13 protein-coding genes and 4 pseudogenes are annotated in these 19,026 nt (G+C 65.1%); 12 read left to right on the top strand and 5 right to left on the bottom strand.

Annotated features, from left to right (window positions below; translation table 11 throughout):
* Nucleotides 1-33 precede the first annotated feature (33 nt).
* Both oxc and ACETMP_RS12020 read right to left on the bottom strand, forming a co-directional pair.
* On the bottom strand, nt 34-1,767 hold the full coding sequence (gene oxc, locus ACETMP_RS12025) for an oxalyl-CoA decarboxylase (RefSeq protein ID WP_375161106.1): 1,734 nt from the start codon (nt 1,765-1,767) through the stop codon (nt 34-36).
* Between the two features lie 73 nt (nt 1,768-1,840).
* A pseudogene (locus ACETMP_RS12020) lies at nt 1,841-2,535 on the bottom strand (GntR family transcriptional regulator).
* Nucleotides 2,536-2,886: 351 nt separating this feature from the next.
* On the opposite strand from ACETMP_RS12020, the gene ACETMP_RS12015 reads away from it, so the two are divergent.
* From ACETMP_RS12015 to ACETMP_RS11965, 11 genes and pseudogenes are all read left to right on the top strand, one after another.
* Nucleotides 2,887-5,016 (top strand): acetate--CoA ligase family protein, encoded by a 2,130-nt coding sequence (locus ACETMP_RS12015; RefSeq protein ID WP_375161105.1) that lies wholly within the window; start codon nt 2,887-2,889, stop codon nt 5,014-5,016.
* A 141-nt stretch (nt 5,017-5,157) separates the two neighbouring features.
* A complete protein-coding gene (locus ACETMP_RS12010) occupies nt 5,158-6,000 on the top strand; it encodes an IclR family transcriptional regulator (RefSeq protein ID WP_375161895.1) in 843 nt (280 codons plus the stop codon).
* A 108-nt stretch (nt 6,001-6,108) separates the two neighbouring features.
* Entirely contained in the window at nt 6,109-7,077 is a 969-nt protein-coding gene (locus tag ACETMP_RS12005) for a tripartite tricarboxylate transporter substrate binding protein (RefSeq protein ID WP_028135479.1), read from the top strand.
* Nucleotides 7,074-7,558 (top strand): annotated as a pseudogene (locus ACETMP_RS12000) (tripartite tricarboxylate transporter TctB family protein). Before ACETMP_RS12005 ends, ACETMP_RS12000 begins: the two are co-directional and overlap by 4 nt.
* Nucleotides 7,558-9,057, top strand: a complete 1,500-nt coding sequence (locus ACETMP_RS11995) for a tripartite tricarboxylate transporter permease (RefSeq protein WP_375161104.1) — start codon at nt 7,558-7,560, stop codon at nt 9,055-9,057. Before ACETMP_RS12000 ends, ACETMP_RS11995 begins: the two are co-directional and overlap by 1 nt.
* 52 nt (nt 9,058-9,109) lie before the next feature.
* Nucleotides 9,110-9,910 carry an NYN domain-containing protein gene (locus ACETMP_RS11990; protein ID WP_375161103.1) on the top strand — a complete coding sequence of 267 codons (801 nt, stop codon included), beginning with the start codon at nt 9,110-9,112 and terminating at the stop codon, nt 9,908-9,910.
* 82 nt (nt 9,911-9,992) lie between these two features.
* Nucleotides 9,993-11,795, top strand: coding sequence for an adenine deaminase C-terminal domain-containing protein (locus ACETMP_RS11985; RefSeq protein ID WP_375161102.1), 1,803 nt, complete (start codon nt 9,993-9,995; stop codon nt 11,793-11,795).
* 152 nt (nt 11,796-11,947) lie between these two features.
* Nucleotides 11,948-13,736 (top strand): annotated as a pseudogene (gene gcl / locus ACETMP_RS11980) (glyoxylate carboligase).
* Nucleotides 13,737-13,747: 11 nt separating this feature from the next.
* A pseudogene (gene hyi, locus ACETMP_RS11975) lies at nt 13,748-14,532 on the top strand (hydroxypyruvate isomerase).
* Between the two features lie 102 nt (nt 14,533-14,634).
* Entirely contained in the window at nt 14,635-15,522 is an 888-nt protein-coding gene (locus ACETMP_RS11970; RefSeq protein WP_375161101.1) for a 2-hydroxy-3-oxopropionate reductase, read from the top strand.
* Nucleotides 15,523-15,634: 112 nt separating this feature from the next.
* Complete coding sequence (locus ACETMP_RS11965) at nt 15,635-16,018, top strand: DUF1236 domain-containing protein (protein WP_375161100.1); 384 nt, start codon at nt 15,635-15,637, stop codon at nt 16,016-16,018.
* Between the two features lie 45 nt (nt 16,019-16,063).
* Here ACETMP_RS11965 and ACETMP_RS11960 read toward each other — a convergent pair whose 3' ends face one another.
* The 3 genes from ACETMP_RS11960 to ACETMP_RS11950 form a co-directional block, all read right to left on the bottom strand.
* On the bottom strand, nt 16,064-16,441 hold the full coding sequence (locus tag ACETMP_RS11960) for a VanZ family protein (protein WP_375161099.1): 378 nt from the start codon (nt 16,439-16,441) through the stop codon (nt 16,064-16,066).
* Nucleotides 16,442-16,517: 76 nt separating this feature from the next.
* Nucleotides 16,518-17,114: a thiamine pyrophosphate-dependent enzyme gene (locus ACETMP_RS11955; RefSeq protein WP_375161098.1), complete on the bottom strand. Its 597-nt coding sequence runs from the start codon at nt 17,112-17,114 to the stop codon at nt 16,518-16,520.
* An 8-nt stretch (nt 17,115-17,122) separates the two neighbouring features.
* Nucleotides 17,123-17,692: a decarboxylase gene (locus tag ACETMP_RS11950; protein WP_375161097.1), complete on the bottom strand. Its 570-nt coding sequence runs from the start codon at nt 17,690-17,692 to the stop codon at nt 17,123-17,125.
* A gap of 259 nt (nt 17,693-17,951) precedes the next feature.
* On the opposite strand from ACETMP_RS11950, the gene ACETMP_RS11945 reads away from it, so the two are divergent.
* Nucleotides 17,952-19,001: a hydroxyacid dehydrogenase gene (locus ACETMP_RS11945; RefSeq protein WP_375161096.1), complete on the top strand. Its 1,050-nt coding sequence runs from the start codon at nt 17,952-17,954 to the stop codon at nt 18,999-19,001.
* The last annotated feature ends 25 nt before the right edge of the window (nt 19,002-19,026 follow it).

Below are 19,026 nucleotides of genomic sequence, written 5' to 3'. Positions count from 1 at the left end.
CACCCGGCAGGGAATAAGGGTTGAGGGGTGGACTTACTTCTTCTTCTGCAGAACGCTCTGCGGATTGAGGTTGCCGATGCGGCCGCTCTCCGAGCCCGCGGCCGGATCGATCACCGCGTTGATCAGCGTCGGCTTGCCGGACTTCATGGCGTCGCCCACGGCGCGCTTCAGCTCGTCGGGCGAGGTCGCATTGACGCCGACGCCGCCGAAGGCCTCCATCATCTTGTCGTAGCGCGCGCCCTTGACGAACACGGTGGTCGCCGGATCGGAATTGGCGCCGTTGACGTCGGTGCCGCGATAGATGCCGTCATTGTTGAAGATGACGACGCAGATCGGCAGATTGTAGCGGCAGATGGTCTCGACCTCCATGCCGGAGAAGCCGAACGCCGAGTCGCCTTCCACCGCCAGCACCGGGTGTCCGGTCTCGAGCGCGGCGGCGATCGCCTGGCCCATGCCGATGCCCATCACGCCCCAGGTGCCGACGTCGAGACGCTTGCGCGGGCGGTACATGTCGATGACGCCGCGGGCGAGGTCGAGCGTGTTGGCGCCTTCGTTGACGAGGATCGCCTCGGGATGCTCCTTGATGACGTTCTTCAACACGCCGAGCGCGCCGTGATAGTCCATCGGCGATTTGTTGTTCATCAGCTTCGGCGCCATCTTGGCGACGTTCTCTTCGCGCTTGGACGAGATCGCCTTGGTCCATTCGGCGGGCGGGGCGGTCCAGCCCGTTCCCATCGCCTGGTTGAAGGCGGAGACGACCGAGCCGATGTCGCCGACCACGGGCGCGACGATCTCGACGTTGGAGTCCATCTCCTTCGGCTCGATGTCGACCTGGATGAACTTCTTCGGCGCTTCGCCCCAGCTCTTGCCCTTGCCGTGCGACAGCAGCCAGTTCAGCCGCGCGCCGATCAGCATGACGACGTCGGAGTCCTTCAGCACGGTCGAGCGGGCCGCGCCGGCGCATTGCGGATGGGTGTCGGGGAGCAGGCCCTTGGCCATGCTCATCGGCAGGAACGGCACGCCGCTCTTCTCGACGAATGCCTTGATCTCCTCGTCGGCTTGCGCGTAGGCCGCGCCCTTGCCGAGGATGATGAGCGGACGCTTGGCGCTCTTGAGCACGTCGAGCGCACGCTTGACCGCAGCGGGCGAGGGGATCTGCGCGGGCGCGGCGTCGATCACCTTGACCAGCGACTTCCGGCCGGCCTCGGCATCCATCACCTGGCCGAACAGCTTGGCCGGCAGGTCGAGATAGACGCCGCCCGGGCGGCCCGAGACTGCGGCGCGGATGGCGCGGGCGAAACCGATGCCGATGTCCTGGGCGTGCAGCACGCGGTAGGCCGCCTTGCACAGCGGCTTTGCGATCGCGAGCTGGTCCATCTCTTCATAGTCGCCCTGCTGGAGGTCGACGATCTCGCGCTCGGAGGAGCCCGAGACCAGGATCATCGGGTAGCAATTGGTGGTGGCGTGCGCGAGCGCGGTGAGACCGTTGAGAAATCCCGGCGCGGACACCGTGAGGCAGACGCCGGGCTTCTTGGTGAGATAGCCGGCGATGCCCGCGGCATAGCCGGCGTTCTGCTCGTGGCGGAAGGAGATCACGCGAATACCGGCGGCCTGCGCCATGCGGCCCAAATCCGTGATCGGGATGCCCGGCACATTATAGATGGTGTTGATGCCGTTCAGCTTGAGCGCGTCGATGACGAGATGGAAGCCATCCGTCAGCTCCTGCTCGGTGCCCGGTGCCTTGGACTTGGTCGCGGTATTCAGCATGGGCCTTGTCTCCCTGGTCTCAAGTGGTGGGGCGAGTTGTTCGCCCTTCTGGTGAATGGTGGCAAATGAACAGCTACGTGAACAATTCCTGGCCGTGCGCTTCGACGTAAGCGGCAAGGCCGAGGGTGTGGTCCCGGGCGCGCTTCTCGGCGAGCTCGGTGTCGCGGGCTTCCAGCGCTTCGATGATGCCGAGATGCTCGGGCAGCGAGGTTGCGGTGCGGTCCTTGCGTCCGATGGTCAGCTGGCGATAGCCGCGCACGTGCAGCAGCAGGTCGTTCGTGAGATCGACCAGCACCGGCGATTCCGACAGCGAGATCAGGGCCTGGTGGAAAGCGATGTTGGCGCGCGAATATTCCTCGACGTGGTCCTCGGGCAGGCGGTCCTTGCCGAAATCCTTGAAGAAGTCGCGCAGCGCGGTGATGTCCTTCTTGCGCGCGGTGGTGGTGATGAGGCGCGCGGCCATGCTCGAGCGCCGCCCAGGCGCGGATCATGTCGACGATCTCGCTCTTGGTCCTTCGCACCACCATGATGCCGCGGCGCGGAACCGTCTTCACGAATCCGTCCTGCTCGAGGCATCGCGATGGCTTCGCGGATCGGCGTGCGGCTGACGCCCAGGCGTTCGGACAGCGCGCGCTCGTCGAGCATCACCGGCTCGGGCGTCGAGTAGATGTCCATCTTGAGGATGGCTTCCTTCAAGGCGTCATACGCCTTGTTCTTGAAGCTGCTCTCCGGGGCAATGCGAACGATTGCGATGTCTGCCTCGGCCATGTTCGGCAACGCCTTGGTTGGTTTGCGTAGTGACACGACGAATCTCCTCCAGTGGGGAGTCGTCTTTTACAGGAATATTGACAGGAAAGTTTTTGGCATACCACATGCCAGAATGTCAAGGCGGCGATTTTTTGCGGCGTTCTAAGCGATGCAGCAGCTTGACAAGTTGGCTTCTGGCATACCAAATGCCATCGCCAGCCATTTTTGATCCAAGGCAGTGGAGTAATCTCAGGCTTTATGCCGCTCCGGCCTGCGACATGGAACAGAGCGCGGCGAATGGCAAGCATCACGGGCAGCCGCAACCACGCGCGCGCTTTGAAAAGAACGAACTGAGGTCAAGGGAGAAGCCACATGTCCAATTCCAAAGATGCCGTCCGCAAGGTGCTTGACCAGGTCAAGGCGGACAACCGCACCAGCCTGACGGCCCCGGAAGGCAAGCTGGTCTGCGACGCCTACGGCATTCCGGTGCCGAAGGAGGGCGTGGCGAAGTCGGCGGGCGAGGCCGGCAAGATGGCCTCCTCGATGGGCTTTCCCGTCGTGATGAAGATCGTCTCGCCCGACATTCTCCACAAGACCGAAGCCGGCGGCGTCATCGTCGGCCTCAAGACGGCGGACGAGGCCGAGAAGGCCTACGAGACCATTCTGTCCAACGCCAAGAAGTACAAGGCCGATGCCAAGATCGAAGGCGTCCAGGTGCAGCAGATGCTGGCTGGCGGCACCGAGGTCATCGTCGGCTCGATCACCGACGGCTCGTTCGGCAAGCTGGTGGCCTTCGGCCTCGGCGGCGTGCTGGTCGAGGTGCTCAAGGACATCACCTTCCGCCTCGCGCCGGCCACCAAGGAAGACGCGCTGTCGATGCTCGACGGCATCCAGGCGCATGAGATCCTGAAGGGCGTGCGCGGCGGCGAGGCGGTGAACCGCTCGGCGCTCGCCGACGTCATCGTCAAGGTCTCGCAGCTCGTCACCGATTTCCCCGAGATCGTCGAGCTCGACCTCAATCCGGTGTTCGCGACGCCGAAGGGCGCCACCGCCGCCGACGTCCGCATCGTCGTCGACTTCGCCTATGTGCCGAAGCCGAAACCCCGCCCGACCGAGGAGATCGTCGCGGCGATGAACCGCATCATGCAGCCCAAGGCGGTCGCCGTGGTCGGCGCCTCCGCCGAGGACGGCAAGATCGGCAATTCCGTGATGAAGAACCTCATCAACGGCGGCTACAAGGGCGACATCTATCCGATCCATCCCAAGGCCGCCGAGATCCTCGGCTACAAGGCCTATAAGAGCGTCAAGGACGTGCCCGGCGTGATCGACGTCGCGGTGTTCGCGATCCCCGCCAAGTTCGTGGCGGCGGCGCTGACCGAATGCGGCGAGAAGAAAATTCCCGGCGCGGTTCTGATTCCGTCGGGCTTTGCCGAAGCCGGTGCGCCGGAGCTGCAGGCCGAGATCGTCGAGGTCGGCAAGAAGTACGACATCCGCCTGATGGGGCCGAACATCTACGGCTTCTATTACACGCCGGCCAATCTCTGCGCGACCTTCTGCACGGCTTACGACGTCAAGGGCCACGCCGCGCTGTCGTCGCAATCGGGCGGCATCGGCATGGCCATCATCGGCTTCTCGCGTTCGGCGAAAATGGGTGTTTCGGCCATCGTCGGCCTCGGCAACAAGTCCGATATCGACGAGGACGATCTGCTCGCCTTCTTCGAGCAGGATCCGAACACGAACCTGATCGCGCAGCACTGCGAAGACCTCAAGGACGGCCGCGCCTTTGCGGAAGCCGCAAAGCGCGTCTCCAAGAAGAAGCCGGTCGTCGTGCTCAAGGCCGGGCGCACCTCGGCGGGCGCGAAGGCGGCGTCCTCGCACACCGGCGCGCTCGCCGGCAACGACAAGATCTACGAGGACGTTCTGGCACAATCGGGCGTGATCCGGGCCCGCAGCTTGCGGCAATTGCTCGAATTCGCCCGCGGCGTCCCGGTGCTGCCGACGCCAAAGGGCGAGAACGTCCTGATCATCACCGGAGCGGGCGGCTCGGGCGTGCTGCTGTCGGATTCCTGCGTCGACAACGGCCTGTCGCTGATGTCGATGCCGCCGGATCTCGATGCGGCCTTCCGCAAGTTCATCCCGCCGTTTGGAGCTGCCGGAAATCCTGTGGATATCACCGGCGGCGAGCCGCCGATCACCTACGTCAACACGGTGAAGCTCGGCCTGTCGGACGAGCGCATCCATTCGCTGATCCTCGGCTATTGGCACACCATCGTCACCCCGCCGATGGTGTTCGCCCGCAACATGGTCGAGGTGAAGAAGGAGATGGAGACCAAGGGCTTTGTGAAGCCGATGGTCGCCTCGCTCGCCGGCGACGTCGAGGTCGAGGAAGCCGCCGAATATCTCTACCAGAACGGCATCCCGGCCTACGCGTATTCGACCGAGCTTCCGGTCGAGGTGCTCGGTGCCAAGTACAAATGGGCGCGCGGGGCAGGGCTGCTCTGAGCGCTAGCTCTCCTGTCATCCCGGGGCGACGCGAAGCGTCGAACCCCGATCTCGGACTCCGGGTCTGGTACGCCGGGCCCGCGCTGCGCGCAATCCCGGCGCACCATCCCGGAATGACGGATGCAAGAGCGGCAGGTCGCGATGAACAAGAACGTGATCCGGCGCAAATCGCTCGAACCCAAATCGGCTGCGGAGGCCGACCATGAGATCCGCGACGGTGGCGTGCAGTCCGTTGATCGTGCGCTCTCCATCCTGGAAACGCTGGCCGAGGACGACGAAGGCTACCGCCTCAGCGATCTCGCGATCCGCACCGGCTTGTCGGCCTCGACGGTGCATCGCCTGCTCGCGACGCTGGAAAGCCGTCGCTTCGTGCAGTTCGACCGTGCCGAATCCAAATGGCACGTCGGCTCGCGCGCCTTCACGGTCGGCGCGAGCTTTGCGCGGCGGCGCAATTTCTCGACGCAGGCGATTCCATACTTGCGGAAGCTGCGCGATCTCACCCGCGAGACCGCCAATCTCGCCGTCGTCGACGACGAATTCATCATCGTTCTGACCCGCATGGAGAGCCGCGAGATCATGCGCTCGCTGACCCAGGTCGGCGGCCGTGTCCCCATGGTGACATCGGGCGTTGGCAAGGCGGTGCTCGCGACCTATTCGGACGAGGATGTCGGCGCCGTCATCCGCCATCACGGCATGCCGCGCCTGACCGGGAAGTCGATCGTGCGGCCGAGCGACCTGTTCAAGGAGCTCGAAAAGATCCGCAGGCAGGGTTTTGCGCTCGACGATGAAGAGGCCTGCATGGGCCTGCGCTGCATTGCTGCGGTGGTATACAACGACTGCGCCGAGCCGCTCGCGGCGATTTCCGTCTCCGGCATGACCAGTCGCCTGACCGACGACCGATTGCCGGACGTGGGCCAAATCGTGCGCGAGGTCGCCGGCGAGCTGACCGTCGCGCTGGGTGGGGTGATGCCGACGCCGCGCTAAAACGCAGGAATCTGGGCGCTGTCGCTGGACAGCATCGGCCGTTTTGGCTGATATGCGACCAAACGACACAATGCGGCAAACGTCCGCATGAGCCTGGAGAGCGTCCTCATGTTCCAATTTTCCGCGCGCCTTGCCGGCGCAGCCGTCGCGCTGACCCTTCTGGCAGCGACGCCATCCCTTGCCCAGCAGCTCGAGCTCAAGCTGATGGCGCCGGCGGCCCCGGGCGGCGGTTGGGACCAGACCGCGCGCTCGATGCAGCAGGCGCTGGTGGCCTCCGGTGTGGCGCGCAGCGTGCAGGTCACCAACGTTCCCGGGGCCGGCGGCAGCGTCGGCATCGCCCAATTCGTCAATGGCGCCAAGGGCGACGGCAACCAGATGATGGTCAACGGCTTCGTTATGGTGGGGGCGCTCGCCATGAACAAGTCGCCGGTGACGCTGGAACAGGTGACACCGATCGCGCGCCTCACCGAGGAGATCCAGGTGATCGTGGTGCCCGCGAACTCGCCGATCAAGACGGCGCAGGATCTCGCCGCCGCGGTGAAGGCCGACATCGCCAAAGTGACTTTTGCCGGCGGCTCGGCCGGCGGCGTCGACCATGTGATGGCGGCGCTGTTCGCCGGCGCGGTCGGCGCGGACGCGAAGAAGATCAACTACATCCCGTTCTCCGGCGGCGGCGAGTCACTCGCCGCGATCCTCGGCGGCAAGGTCACGGCGGGTATTTCGGGCCTCAGCGAATATGAAGGGCAGATCAAGTCCGGCAAGCTGCGCGCGATCGGCGTCACCTCGGAGAAGCGTATCGCCGGCAGCGACATCCCGACCTTTAAGGAGCAGGGCATCGACCTCGTGATCGCCAATTGGCGTTCGGTCGTCGCGCCTCCCGGCATCACGCCGGAGCAGCGCAAGACCTTGAGCGATGCGGTCGAGAAGATGGTGAAGTCGGATGCCTGGAAGGAAATCCTCAAGCAGAAGGGCTGGGAGGATGCCTATCTCGGGGGCGATGCCTTCGCCGACTTCCTGAAGAAGGAAACCGTGCGGGTCACCGACGTTCTGAAGTCGGTGGGCCTGGTCAAGTCATGACCTCGGGTGATCCCGCCCAGCCGCCGCGGCGCGTCGATCGCGCCGGCGTCGTCATCGCTGCGCTGCTCGCAGGTCTCGCCGCCGTATTGGTCCTTGACGCGCGCGGCCTGTCATCCACCACGATGTACGGCATGGGACCGGAGGCGATGCCGGTCGTGGTCGCCAGCGGCCTCGGGCTGCTCGCGATCGGCAATCTGATCGACGCGCTGCGCGGGATCTGCCCGCGCGCGAGAGCGCCGATCCCGTTCCGGTGTTTCTGATCCTGGCCGGCCTGGCCCTGCTGATCGCGATCATCGGCTTTGGCGGCGGCTTCATCCTGGCGACCTCGGCGCTGTTCGTGACGACATCGGCAGCGTTCGGGCGACGCGCCATTCTCGTCGATGGCATCATCGCGCTCGTGATGTCGACCCTCATCTATCTCGCGTTCGACCGGCTGCTGACGCTGAGCCTTCCGACCGGCCCGCTGGAGCGACTGCTGTGATGGACACTTTTGCGGCGCTGGCGCACGGCATGGCTGTCGCCATTCAGCCGATGAACCTGCTCTATGCGCTGATCGGCGTGTTCCTCGGCACCGCCGTTGGCGTGCTGCCCGGCATCGGCCCCGCGCTGACCGTCGCGCTGCTGCTGCCCGTCACCTACAAGCTCGATCCCGGCGGCTCGCTGATCATGTTCGCCGGCATCTATTACGGCGGCATGTATGGCGGCTCGACCACCGCGATCCTGATCAACACGCCCGGCGAGAGCGCCTCGATGGCGACGGCGCTGGAAGGCAACAAGATGGCCAAGGCCGGCCGCGGCGGGCCGGCGCTCGCGACCTCCGCGATCGGCTCCTTCGTGGCCGGCACCATCGCCACCATCGGTCTTGCCTTCCTCGCGCCCTGGCTGGTCGATTTCGCCGTGCGCTTCGGCCCCGAGGATTATTTCGCGCTGATGTGCGTCGCCTTCGTCACGGTGTCGGCGACCTTCGGCGATTCCCCGATCCGCGGCCTGACCAGCCTGTTCATCGGCCTGTCGCTCGGCCTCGTCGGTATCGACAAGCTGACGGGACAGGCGCGCCTTGCGTTCGGCGTGCCTGAGCTGCTCGACGGCGTCGAGGTGACGACGCTTGCGGTCGGCCTGTTCGCGGTCGGCGAGGCGCTCTACGTCGCATCGCGCCGCCATCACAGCGAGGAGAAGCTGGAGCCGGTGCGCGGTTCGCTGTGGATGACGAAAGAAGACTGGAAGCGGTCGTGGAAGCCCTGGCTGCGCGGCACCATGTTCGGTTTTCCGATCGGCGCGCTGCCCGCGGGCGGCGCGGAGATCCCGACCTTCCTGTCCTATTCGACCGAGAAGCGGCTCACCAAGCATCCCGAAGAATTCGGCAAGGGCGCGATCGAAGGCGTCGCGGGGCCGGAAGCCGCCAACAACGCTTCCGCCGCGGGCACGCTGGTTCCGCTCTTGACGCTGGGGCTGCCGACCTCGGCGACGGCCGCGATGATGCTGGCGGGCTTCCAGCAATACGGTCTCAACCCGGGGCCGCTATTGTTTGCCGAACGGCCGGACCTGGTATGGGGCCTGATCGCCAGCCTGTTCATTGCCAACTGCATGCTGCTGGTGCTCAATTTGCCGCTGGTCGGCCTGTGGGTGCGGCTGCTCGCGATCCCGCAGCCCTGGCTCTATGCCGGCATCCTCGTGTTCGCGACCATGGGCACCATCGCTGCCAAGCCGTCGGTGGTGGAATTGTCGATGCTGGCCAGCTTCGGCGTGCTCGGCTTTCTGATGCGCCGGTTCGATTTTCCGATCGCGCCGGTCGTGGTCGGCCTGATCCTCGGTCCGATCGCCGAAAGCCAGCTGCGCCGCGCGCTCGCGATCAGTCTCGGCGATCCCATGACGCTGGTTCAGAGCCCGATCTCGGCGACACTGCTCGGCATCGCGCTGCTTGCGCTATTGGCCCCCTTTGTGCTGAAGGGGCTGGGGCGGTTCAAGGCGAACGAGGACTAACCGTCCTGACGTACTTGTCTTCTCGTGTCGCGTCTATTGGTGGGGAACTGTCATGCCTTCCGAGCTCCGCTCGCCGCGTCTGGCGGTTCTGATCGACGCCGACAATGCCTCCGCCAAGATCGCGGACGGATTATTCGAGGAGATCGCTAAGATCGGCGAGGCCAGCGTCCGCCGCATCTATGGCGACTTCTCCAACGCACGGTCCAGAGGCTGGGCCGACATCCTGTCGAAGCACGCCATCATCCCGCAGCAGCAGTTTGCCTATACGACCGGAAAGAACGCCTCCGACATCACGCTGGTCATCGATGCGATGGACCTGCTTCACAGCGGCCGGTTCGACGGCTTTTGCCTGGTGTCGTCCGACAGCGACTTCACCCGCCTGGCTGCCCGGATCCGGGAGCAGGGCATCGACGTATTCGGGTTCGGCGAGCAGAAGACGCCGGAAAGCTTCAGGCAGGCCTGCCGGAGATTCGTTTACACGGAGAACCTCCTTGCCGGATCGGTGAATACGCAGGACGCCACCTCGAGGTCGGCATCGCTTCAGCCGCCCGAAGCGGCCACGCCGATCATCAAGAAGGTGATCACCCAGATGGAGAGCGAGGACGGCTGGGTTACGCTCGGTGAAGTCGGCCGCCAGCTGGCCAATCTCGCGTCCGACTTCGATCCGAGGACGTTCGGCTTCCGCAAGCTGAGCGATCTCGTGCGGAAGACAAATTCCTTCGAGATCGACGAGTCGAAGGGCCGGTCGATGCGAATTCGGGTCAAGGCCGCCGCAGCGCCGCAGCCGAGACGGCGGAACCCGCGCAGGTCTTCTAGAGCGGGGACGCCAGGAGATTCGGCGCCAAAAGCGTAAGCACGGGTGCCGCTTATTTGAGTTGCCGAGCCGGCCCGCGGGCGCAACCATTGCTGGGCTGTTTCCGTCACGCGAGAGCCCCATGACAAGACTCACCCGCTTCGCCGTTGCGCCGCTGCACAGCATGACGCGCCGCCTTGCCGACGTCGCTTCCGCGCGCCTTGCGCCCGATCTCGTCATCACAGGCGCCCGGGTGCTTTCGACCTATTCGGAGCGCATCCACGCGAACCGCGAGATCTGGATCGCCGGCGGCCGCATCGCCGCCGTGAAGCCGAGCGGAGCAGCGAAGAAGGCGTGGAGCGGCGTTGCGACCTATGATGCCGCCGGCGGCATCGTCGCGCCGGGTCTGGTCGATCCGCACATCCACATCGAATCCTCGATGGTGACGGCCTGCGCCTATGCCGAGGCCGCGCTGCTCAACGGCACCACCACGATCTTCTGCGACAGCCACGAAATCGGCAACGTCATGGATGTCGCCGGCGTCGAGGCGATGCTGGAGGACGCGCGCGAGGCGCCGCTCTCGATTTTTCTGACGGTGCCTTCGACGGTTCCTGCGACATCGGCTGAACTCGAAACGGCTGGCGGTGATCTCACGCCGGACAAGATCGCGGGTCTGTTCGATCGCTGGCCCGAAGCCGTGGCACTCGGCGAGAAGATGGACTTCGTGCCGGTGACGATGGGCGACGAGCGCAGCCATGCGATCCTCGCGGTCGCCCTGAAGCGCGGACGTCCGGTGTCCGGCCACGTCTACGGGCGCGAATTCGTCGCGGCTTATGCTGCGAGTGGCGTCACCGACACGCATGAAGCGATCGACCGCGACATCGCCGACGATCTGCTCGATGCCGGCGTCTGGGTGTTCCTGCGTGGCGGGCCGCCGACGACGCCCTGGCATTCGCTGCCGCAGGCGATCCGCACCATCACCGAGCTTGGGGCCTCGCACAAGCGCACGGCGGTGTGCACCGATGACCGCGATGCCGACGATCTCCTGCTGTTCGGCCTCGACTGGGTGGTGCGCGAAGCCGTGAAGGCGGGGATGTCGCCGGAGCAGGCCTGGTCGATGGGCTCGCTGCATGGCGCGACGCGCTTCGGCATGGATGGCGACATCGGCGGGCTCGGCGGCGGCCGCCGCGCCGATCTCGTGCTGATGGATGATCAGCTCAAGCCACAATGCACCTGGTATGGCGGCGAGCTCGTGGTCGAGCATGGCAAGATCACGCCACGTCTCGATCAGGCATTGTCGCAGCGCTATCAATATCCTGACGCGGCTTACGCAACCGTGAAGCTGCCGGAGAAGGTCAAGCTGACGCCGGAGCTTCCGGCAGAGACGTGTACGGTCAACGCGATCAAGACCGCGCTGCCCGGCATCACGCTGATCCATGAGAAGGTCAAGATCGAACCGGCAAAGGACTGGCCGTCGCTGTTCGCCCGTTACGGCCTCTGCTTCGTCACCGTGGTCGAGCGCCATGGAAAATCGGCCGGCAATGTCGCCCACGGCCTCCTGAAGGATTTCGGCCTCAAGCGCGGCGCGGTCGCCTCCAGCGTCGGACACGACAGCCACAACATCATCGTCGCCGGCACCAACGAGGCGGACATGCAGGTCGCGATCGCGGCGATCAGGGAGCAGCAGGGCGGCGTCTGCGTCGTCGCCGACGGTAAGGTGAGGGCGCTGGTTCCGCTGCCGATCGCGGGGCTGCTGTCCGACAAGCGCGTCACCGAGGTGGCCGAGGAGGTCAAGGTACTGAAGAAGGAATGGGCGGAGGCCAGCTGCACCATCCCCTATATGGGTTTCAATTTGATTCCCCTATCGGTCATTCCGGAAATTCGCATCACCGACAGGGGTCTCGTGCTGGTGCCGCAGATGGAGCTGGCGCCGTTGTTCGAATGAGCCGCTTTCACGCATTCCTGCGTCTAACCGATTGAGGTTGCCGCAAAATCTCTGCGGCTGCCGCATCGTGGAAAATAAAATCGATCTCGTTGAGATCGGCTCCCGCGCAACCGATGATCTCGCTCGCTGACTTACATCAAGCGAGGTCCGATATGGCGAAGATGCGAGCCGTCGATGCAGCCGTCCGAATTCTGGAGAGAGGGCATCTCGACCGCCTTCGGAGTTCCAGGGGCCGCGATCAATCCGCTGTACTCGGCGCTGAAGAAGCGCGGCTCGATCCACCATATCCTGGCACGACACGTCGAGGGCGCTTCGCACATGGCGGAGGGCTATACCCGCGCCAAGGCCGGCAATATCGGCGTCTGCATCGGAACCTCGGGGCCGGCGGGCACCGACATGATCACCGGGCTTTATTCCGCGATTGCCGATTCCATCCCGATCCTCTGCATCACCGGACAAGCGCCGCGCGCGCGGCTCTACAAGGAGGATTTCCAGGCCGTCGACATCGAGTCGATCGCAAAGCCGGTGACCAAATGGGCGGTGACGGTGCGCGAGCCGGCGCTGGTGCCGCGCGTGTTCAGCCAGGCGTTTCATGTGATGCGCTCGGGCAGGCCCGGGCCGGTGCTGATCGACCTGCCGCTCGACGTGCAGCTCGCCGAGATCGAGTTCGACGACGAGACCTATGAGCCGCTGCCGGTCTACAAGCCCACCGCGACCCGCAAGCAGGTCGAGAAGGCGCTGGAGATGCTCAACGCCGCCGAACGGCCGCTGATCGTCGCGGGCGGCGGCATCATCAACGCCGACGCCTCGGACCTGCTGGTGGAATTCGCCGAGATCGCCAACGTGCCCGTGGTGCCGACGTTGATGGGGTGGGGCGCGATCCCCGACGATCACGTGCTGATGGCCGGCATGGTCGGGCTTCAGACCAGCCACCGCTACGGCAATGCCACCATGCTGGAATCCGACTTCGTGCTCGGCCTCGGCAACCGCTGGGCCAACCGCCACACCGGCTCGGTCGAGACCTACACCAAGGGCCGCAAATTCGTGCATGTCGACATCGAGCCGACCCAGATCGGGCGCGTGTTCAATCCCGATCTCGGCATCGTCTCGGACGCCAAGGCCGCGCTCGAGCTGTTCGTCACCGTCGCCAGGGAATGGCGGCGGGCGGGCAGGCTCCGCGAGCGCCAGGCTTGGCCGGCTTCCTGCCGCGATCGCAAGAGGACGATGCTGCGCAAGAGCCATTTCGACAACGTGCCGATCAGGCCGCAGCGCGTCTATGAGGAGATGACCAAGGCCTTTGGTCGCGACACCTGCTACGTCACCGTGATCGGGCTTTCGCAGATCGCCGGCGCGCAATTCCTCGGCGTCTATCGCCCGCGCAACTGGATCAATGCGGGACAGGCCGGGCCGCTCGGCTGGACCTTGCCCGCCGCGCTCGGCGTGCGCGCGGCTTGTCCGGATCGCGACATCGTCGCGCTATCAGGCGATTACGACTTCCAGTTCCTGATCGAGGAGCTCGCGGTCGGGGCGCAGTTCAATCTGCCCTACATCCACGTCGTCGTGAACAATTCCTATCTCGGCCTGATCCGCCAGGCCCAGCGCGGCTTCGAGATGGATTATCATGTCCAGCTCTCCTTCGAGAACATCAACGCGCCCGAGATCGGCGTCTACGGCGTCGACCATGTCGCGGTCGCCGAAGGCCTCGGCTGCAAGGCAATCCGCGTCACCGATCCGAAGGACGCACAGGCCGCGTTCGCGGCCGCGCGCGAATTGATGGCCAAGCACCGCGTGCCCGTGGTGGTCGAGTTCATCCTCGAACGCGTCACCAACATCGCCATGGGTACGGAGATCGACAATATCGTCGAGTTCGAGGAGGTGCTGGACCTGCCGCTCGATGAGGTCGGGACCGTCAGACCCGGCGTGCTGCAGCCGGCGGAATAGGAGAGAGCATGATGCCGAAGTTCGCCGCCAACCTCACCATGCTGTTCAACGAGGTGCCGTTCCTCGACCGCTTCGCAGCGGCGAAGGCGGCCGGTTTTTCCGGGGTCGAATATCTCTTTCCCTACGATTTCGACAAGGCGCAGCTGCGCGAGCAGCTCGAAGCCCATGGCCTGACGCAGGTGCTGCATAATCTGCTGGCGGGAAACTGGGGAGGCGGCGAGCGCGGCATCGCGATTCTGCCCGATCGCACCGCCGAGTTCCGTGACGGCGTGTTTCGCGCCATCGACTATGCCAAGGCGATCGACTGCGCGCAGCTCAACTGCCTCGTCGGTATTGCGCCCAGTGAGGCCGATCCGCGCGAGCTGAAGGAGACGCTGATCGGAAATCTACGCTTTGCCGCCTCGACACTGGCCCGCGAGAACATCAAGCTGCTGGTCGAGCCGATCAACACACTCGATATTCCCGGCTTCTTCCTCAACGGCACCGAGCAGGCGGTGCAGCTGATCTCGGAGGTGCGGTCGAACAACCTCTTCATCCAGTACGACATCTATCACATGCAGATCTGGAGGGCGATCTCGCCCGCACCATGCAGGAATATCTGCCGGAGATCGCCCACATCCAGCTCGCCGACAATCCCGGCCGGAACGAGCCGGGCACCGGCGAGATCAACTATCCCTTCCTGTTCCGCCACCTCGACGCGATCGGCTATCGCGGCTGGATCGGCTGCGAATACAAGCCGCGCACCACGACGCTGGAAGGCCTGTCCTGGCACGCCGCGCAGACGTTCGAGACGTAAGCGCAAGGACACAACGACGGCGCGCTGCCTCTCCCGCCCGCGGGAGAGGTGCACCGAGCGCGTGGATGAAATTTCGCCAATGCAACTGTGAGAAAGCTGGACATGATCGACATCGGCTTCATCGGACTTGGCACCATGGGACGGCCGATGGCCGGCCACCTCCTGGCGGCGGGCCGTCGCGTTCTCCTGCATGACGTCGCGCCCGTTGCGCCGGAGCTGATCGCGGCCGGCGGCGTTCCCTGCAAGTCTGGCAAGGAAGTCGCGGAGGGCGCGGATGCCGTCATCATCATGGTGCCTGACACCCCGCATGTGGAAGCGGTGCTGTTCGGCAAGGACGGCGTCGCGAGCGGCATCTCCAAAGGCAAGATCGTCGTCGACATGAGCTCGATCTCGCCGCTGGCGACAAAGGAGTTCGCGAAGAAGATCGAGGCGCTCGGTGCCGACTATCTCGACGCGCCGGTGTCGGGCGGGGAGGTCGGGGCCAAGGCGGCGAGCCTCACCATCATGGTCGGCGGGCCGGAGCGGGCCTTCGGCATCATGAAGCCGGTGTTCGACAAGATGGGCAAGAACGTCACCCATGTCGGCGCCAACGGCGACGGGCAGACCACCAAGGTCGCCAACCAGATCATCGTCGCACTGACGATCGGGGCGGTGAGCGAGGCGCTGTTGTTCGCATCGAAGGCTGGCGCGGATCCCGCGCTGGTGCGGCAGGCGCTGATGGGCGGCTTTGCCTCCTCACGCATTCTCGAAGTGCACGGCGAACGGATGGTGAAGCGCAATTTCGATCCTGGCTTCCGCATCGAGCTGCACCAGAAGGATCTCAATCTCGCGCTCGAGGGCGCGCGCTCGCTTGGCCTGTCGTTGCCCAGCACGGCGGTGGCGCAGCAATTGTTCTCGGCCTGCACCGCCCATGGCGGCAAGGCCTGGGATCATTCGGCGATGGTGAGGGCGCTGGAACTGATGGCGGGCCACGAGATCGCCGCTGCCTGAACTGTTACGCCGTAACAGTCTCCAGATCTGGCGTCTCTTTCGCCGCAGGGAACCGGAACAACGGTCCGGCCGCGCGGTTGAAGCCGCATAGCAATCACTGGAGGCTAAGAACATGAAGACCCGTTTTGCGATTACGTTGGCTGCCGCATCGTTGCTGGCGTCGAGCGCGGCCTTTGCCCAGTCGACGACTGAACAAGGCGCCAGGGACGGCGCGCGTGCAGGTGGCGACATCGGCGGACCGATCGGCGCAATGGTTGGCGGCACCGTCGGTGCAGCCGTCGGCGCTGGCCTCGAAATTCCGAACGCGGTGCTGGGCGGAATCCCGCGTAGCGATTCCGTGGTGATCCAGGAGCGCGTCGTGGTCGGGGAGCCCTTGCCGCCGACCGTGGTGCTCCGCCCCGTGCCGAACTACACCGAGTATCGCTATGCCGTCGTGAACGACCGCCGCGTGATCGTCGAGCCGCGCACGCGCCGCGTCGTCAAGATCATCGACTGATCGGCGACGGACCCTATGCGTTGAAAAGATTGGCCCTGCGGAGTGTCACTCCGCGGGGCCTTCGCTTGTCGCGACGGGCCTTGCGCGCAAGCGCGTGAGCAGCCAATCGACCGCGGCCGCGAGCGCAAAGCCGATGCAGGCGGTGAACGCGTCGACCAGAAAATCCTCCAGCCGGGCGTGGCGGCCGGGTGCCCAAAATTGCATCAGCTCGAGCACGGCGATCAGGACCACGGCGGCCGCCGCGATCAGCAGGCGCCGGTTTGGATAGGCGAGGCCGAAGGCCAGCCCCACCAGGATGAATGCGAGTGCATGTTCACCGTCTTGGCCGAGGTCCGAATGAGGCCGCAGGCCGGGCGGACCGAGTGTGGCGAAAGTTACGGCGGCTGCGAGCAGCCAGGCAAATGAACGTACCAAAATAGACATTCGCTCCGCTTAGCACACATGGTAGCGGGCCGGTACCGTCCCTCCATCAGATCGCCGTGTAGTTAATGATCAAACGTTAAAGTGGCTCGCGCACGCCGAGCCCGTGCATGAAGCGCTCCCGGATCTGAACGGGATCACGCCTTGTGGTGCCGACCCCTGGCTTGTCGTCGATCCGGACGGCGATCAGGTGTGGCTCGGCTGCGGACATCGCCGCGTCGACCAGCCGTTCGAAATCCTCCTCGTCCGCCGCCCAGGCGCTGTTGGCAAGGCCGGAGCCGGTGGCGATGGCCACGATGTCGGCGACGCCTGCCGCGGGTGTCGGCTGGGCGCCCGTAATTTGGTAGATCCCGTTGTCCATTACGACCATGACGAGGTTCTTCGGCCTCAATGTCGCAATGGTCGAGAGCGCGCCGAGCTGCATCAAGAGCGAGCCATCGCCTTCGAGTGCGAAGACGCGCCGATCCGGCTGTGCCAGCGCCACGCCCAGTGCGATCGGGAAGGCGAGCCCCATGCTGCCCAGCATGTAGAAATTCTGCGGACGATGGCCGGCGGCCCAGAGGTCGAAATTGGTGTTGCCGATGCCGCCGATCACGGCTTCCCCGTGCTTAAGCTTTGCGATCAGCCGCGAGGTCACGTCGAAGCGGCTCATGACCTTGGTGTTGCGCGTATTCATGGTGGCGCTCACTTGTCGAAAACCTTGCCGCCGGTGAGCAGCGGGTTGAGGATCAGCGCCACCGGCGCCTGCGTGGTGACGGCCTGCTTGATCGAGCGGTCGGCGATGAATTCGAGCTCGTCGAGCCGGGTGATGGTGTGATGCTCGAGCGCCAATGAGTCCAGGACCGGACGCATGGTGCGGCAGACCAGCGATTGCCCGTAATTGAATTCGCCGAGCGTGCCGCGTTCGGAGACGAACATGATCAGGGGGATCTGGTAGGGCACCGCGAGCGAGGCCAGCACGTTGGCGAGCGTCGCGAAGCCGGAGGTCTGCATCAGCACCGCGCCGCGCCGGCCGCCCATCCAGGCGCCCGAAACGATCCCGACCGCCTCTTCCTCGCGCGCGGTGGCAAAGGTGGTGAAGAACGGATCGGCGTGCAGGTTCTTGATCAATGGAGTCAGCACACGGTCGGGCACGTAGGGGACGAGGCTGATCTCGTTTCGTTTCAGGGTTTGCAGGACGATGCCGTGCCAGCTCCCGTCGCTGGCCCCCTGTGCCGCCTGAGGAGGCGAACTCCGCTGTTCCGCAATCGCCATGGCGATCTCCCTCGCGCCGCGCCTGCTTCTTGGTCTTTGCCATCGCCGTTGCGTTGGCCGTCGCGGCAGTCTGCCGAACTTGACGGAGCGGGCGGGATTGTCAACATGTCCGGGCCGGCACCGTGATCTGCGCCAGACCGCCTGCCGTGGCCGGCGCCGCCGTGTCATAAGCGGCGACGATTAGAAAATGGGAGGGAGGCAGGGACGGGCGCATCGCGCTGACCTTGCGCAGCCCTTCGAGAGAGCCGGAAGGGTCCTGATGTCCGTCAACAACAAGCGTGTCTTCTACGTCAAATACCTGGCCAATCCGATCTATGTCGACATCCTGAAGGCGCGGTCCGACGTCCGGCTCGACCGCATCGAGAACGAGAGCCCCGAAGACTTCTACGCGCCGATCCTGAGCGCGGCGCATGTCTACCAGATCGGCGCCGCCCGCGACGAGCTCGCCCCGCATTTCCATGTCGATGCGGCCTTCCTGAAGCGCACCCCGAACCTGCTGCTCGTCTCCAGCAACGGCGCGGGCTTCGATCCGGTCGATGTCGAGGCCTGCACCGATGCCGGGGTGCTGGTCGTCAATCAGTCCGGCGGCAATGCCCATTCGGTCGCCGAGCACGCGCTGGCGATGATGCTGACGCTGTCCAAACGCATCATCCAGTCGGATCGCCGCCTGCGCCGCGAGCGCGACGTCAACCGCAACGAACTCGTCGGCAACGAGGTCGAGCACAAGACCGTCGGCATCATCGGCCTCGGCAATGTCGGCCGCCGCATCGCCGCACTGTGCAAGGGCCTGCTCGGCATGAAGGTGCTGGCCTACGACCCCTATCTCTCGGCCGAGGTGATGGCAGAGCGGGGTGGGGAAAAAGTCGAGCTCGACGAGCTACTGCGCCGCGCCGATTTCGTCTCGATTTCCTGTCCGCTCGACAAGGGCAGCCGCAACATGATCAGCACGCGCGAGTTTGCGCTGATGCAGCCGCATGCCTACTTCATCACCACGGCGCGCGGCTTCATCCACGACGAGGATGCGCTGCTCCAGGCGCTGCGCGACAAGCGCATCGCCGGTGCCGGTCTCGACGTCTGGTCCAAGGAGCCCCCGCCGCCGGAGCATCCGCTGCTCCAGTTCGACAACGTGCTGGCAAGCCCCCACACCGCGGGCGTGACGGTCGAGGCGCGCCGGAACATGGGCCGGATCGCGGCCGAGCAGGTGCTGGACACGCTCGACGGCAAGCGCCCGCCGCGCATCATCAATCCCGAGGTCTGGCCGCACTATGCGGAGCGCTTCAAGCAGGCTTTCGGCGTGACGCCGGGATAGGGGCAGCCAGATTGCCATTCCGGGA

This window comes from Bradyrhizobium dasycarpum (assembly GCF_042019905.1).
Lineage (GTDB): Bacteria > Pseudomonadota > Alphaproteobacteria > Rhizobiales > Xanthobacteraceae > Bradyrhizobium > Bradyrhizobium japonicum_B.
Note: the sequence above shows the minus strand (reverse complement) of the source record. Positions and strands in the feature narration are given on the sequence as shown.

Bases quoted from the DNA above. Each gene is read 5' to 3' on its own strand.
- ACETMP_RS11960 (WP_375161099.1), bottom strand. From the start codon at position 16,441: ATGTCTATTTTGGTACGTTCATTTGCCTGGCTGCTCGCAGCCGCCGTA.
- ACETMP_RS11950 (WP_375161097.1), bottom strand. From the start codon at position 17,692: ATGGCGATTGCGGAACAGCGGAGTTCGCCTCCTCAGGCGGCACAGGGG.
- ACETMP_RS11945 (WP_375161096.1), top strand. From the start codon at position 17,952: ATGTCCGTCAACAACAAGCGTGTCTTCTACGTCAAATACCTGGCCAAT.
- ACETMP_RS11995 (WP_375161104.1), top strand. From the start codon at position 7,558: ATGGACACTTTTGCGGCGCTGGCGCACGGCATGGCTGTCGCCATTCAG.
- ACETMP_RS12005 (WP_028135479.1), top strand. From the start codon at position 6,109: ATGTTCCAATTTTCCGCGCGCCTTGCCGGCGCAGCCGTCGCGCTGACC.
- ACETMP_RS11965 (WP_375161100.1), top strand. From the start codon at position 15,635: ATGAAGACCCGTTTTGCGATTACGTTGGCTGCCGCATCGTTGCTGGCG.
- ACETMP_RS11985 (WP_375161102.1), top strand. From the start codon at position 9,993: ATGACAAGACTCACCCGCTTCGCCGTTGCGCCGCTGCACAGCATGACG.
- ACETMP_RS11990 (WP_375161103.1), top strand. From the start codon at position 9,110: ATGCCTTCCGAGCTCCGCTCGCCGCGTCTGGCGGTTCTGATCGACGCC.
- oxc (WP_375161106.1), bottom strand. From the start codon at position 1,767: ATGCTGAATACCGCGACCAAGTCCAAGGCACCGGGCACCGAGCAGGAG.
- ACETMP_RS12015 (WP_375161105.1), top strand. From the start codon at position 2,887: ATGTCCAATTCCAAAGATGCCGTCCGCAAGGTGCTTGACCAGGTCAAG.
- ACETMP_RS12010 (WP_375161895.1), top strand. From the start codon at position 5,158: ATGAACAAGAACGTGATCCGGCGCAAATCGCTCGAACCCAAATCGGCT.
- ACETMP_RS11970 (WP_375161101.1), top strand. From the start codon at position 14,635: ATGATCGACATCGGCTTCATCGGACTTGGCACCATGGGACGGCCGATG.
- ACETMP_RS11955 (WP_375161098.1), bottom strand. From the start codon at position 17,114: ATGAATACGCGCAACACCAAGGTCATGAGCCGCTTCGACGTGACCTCG.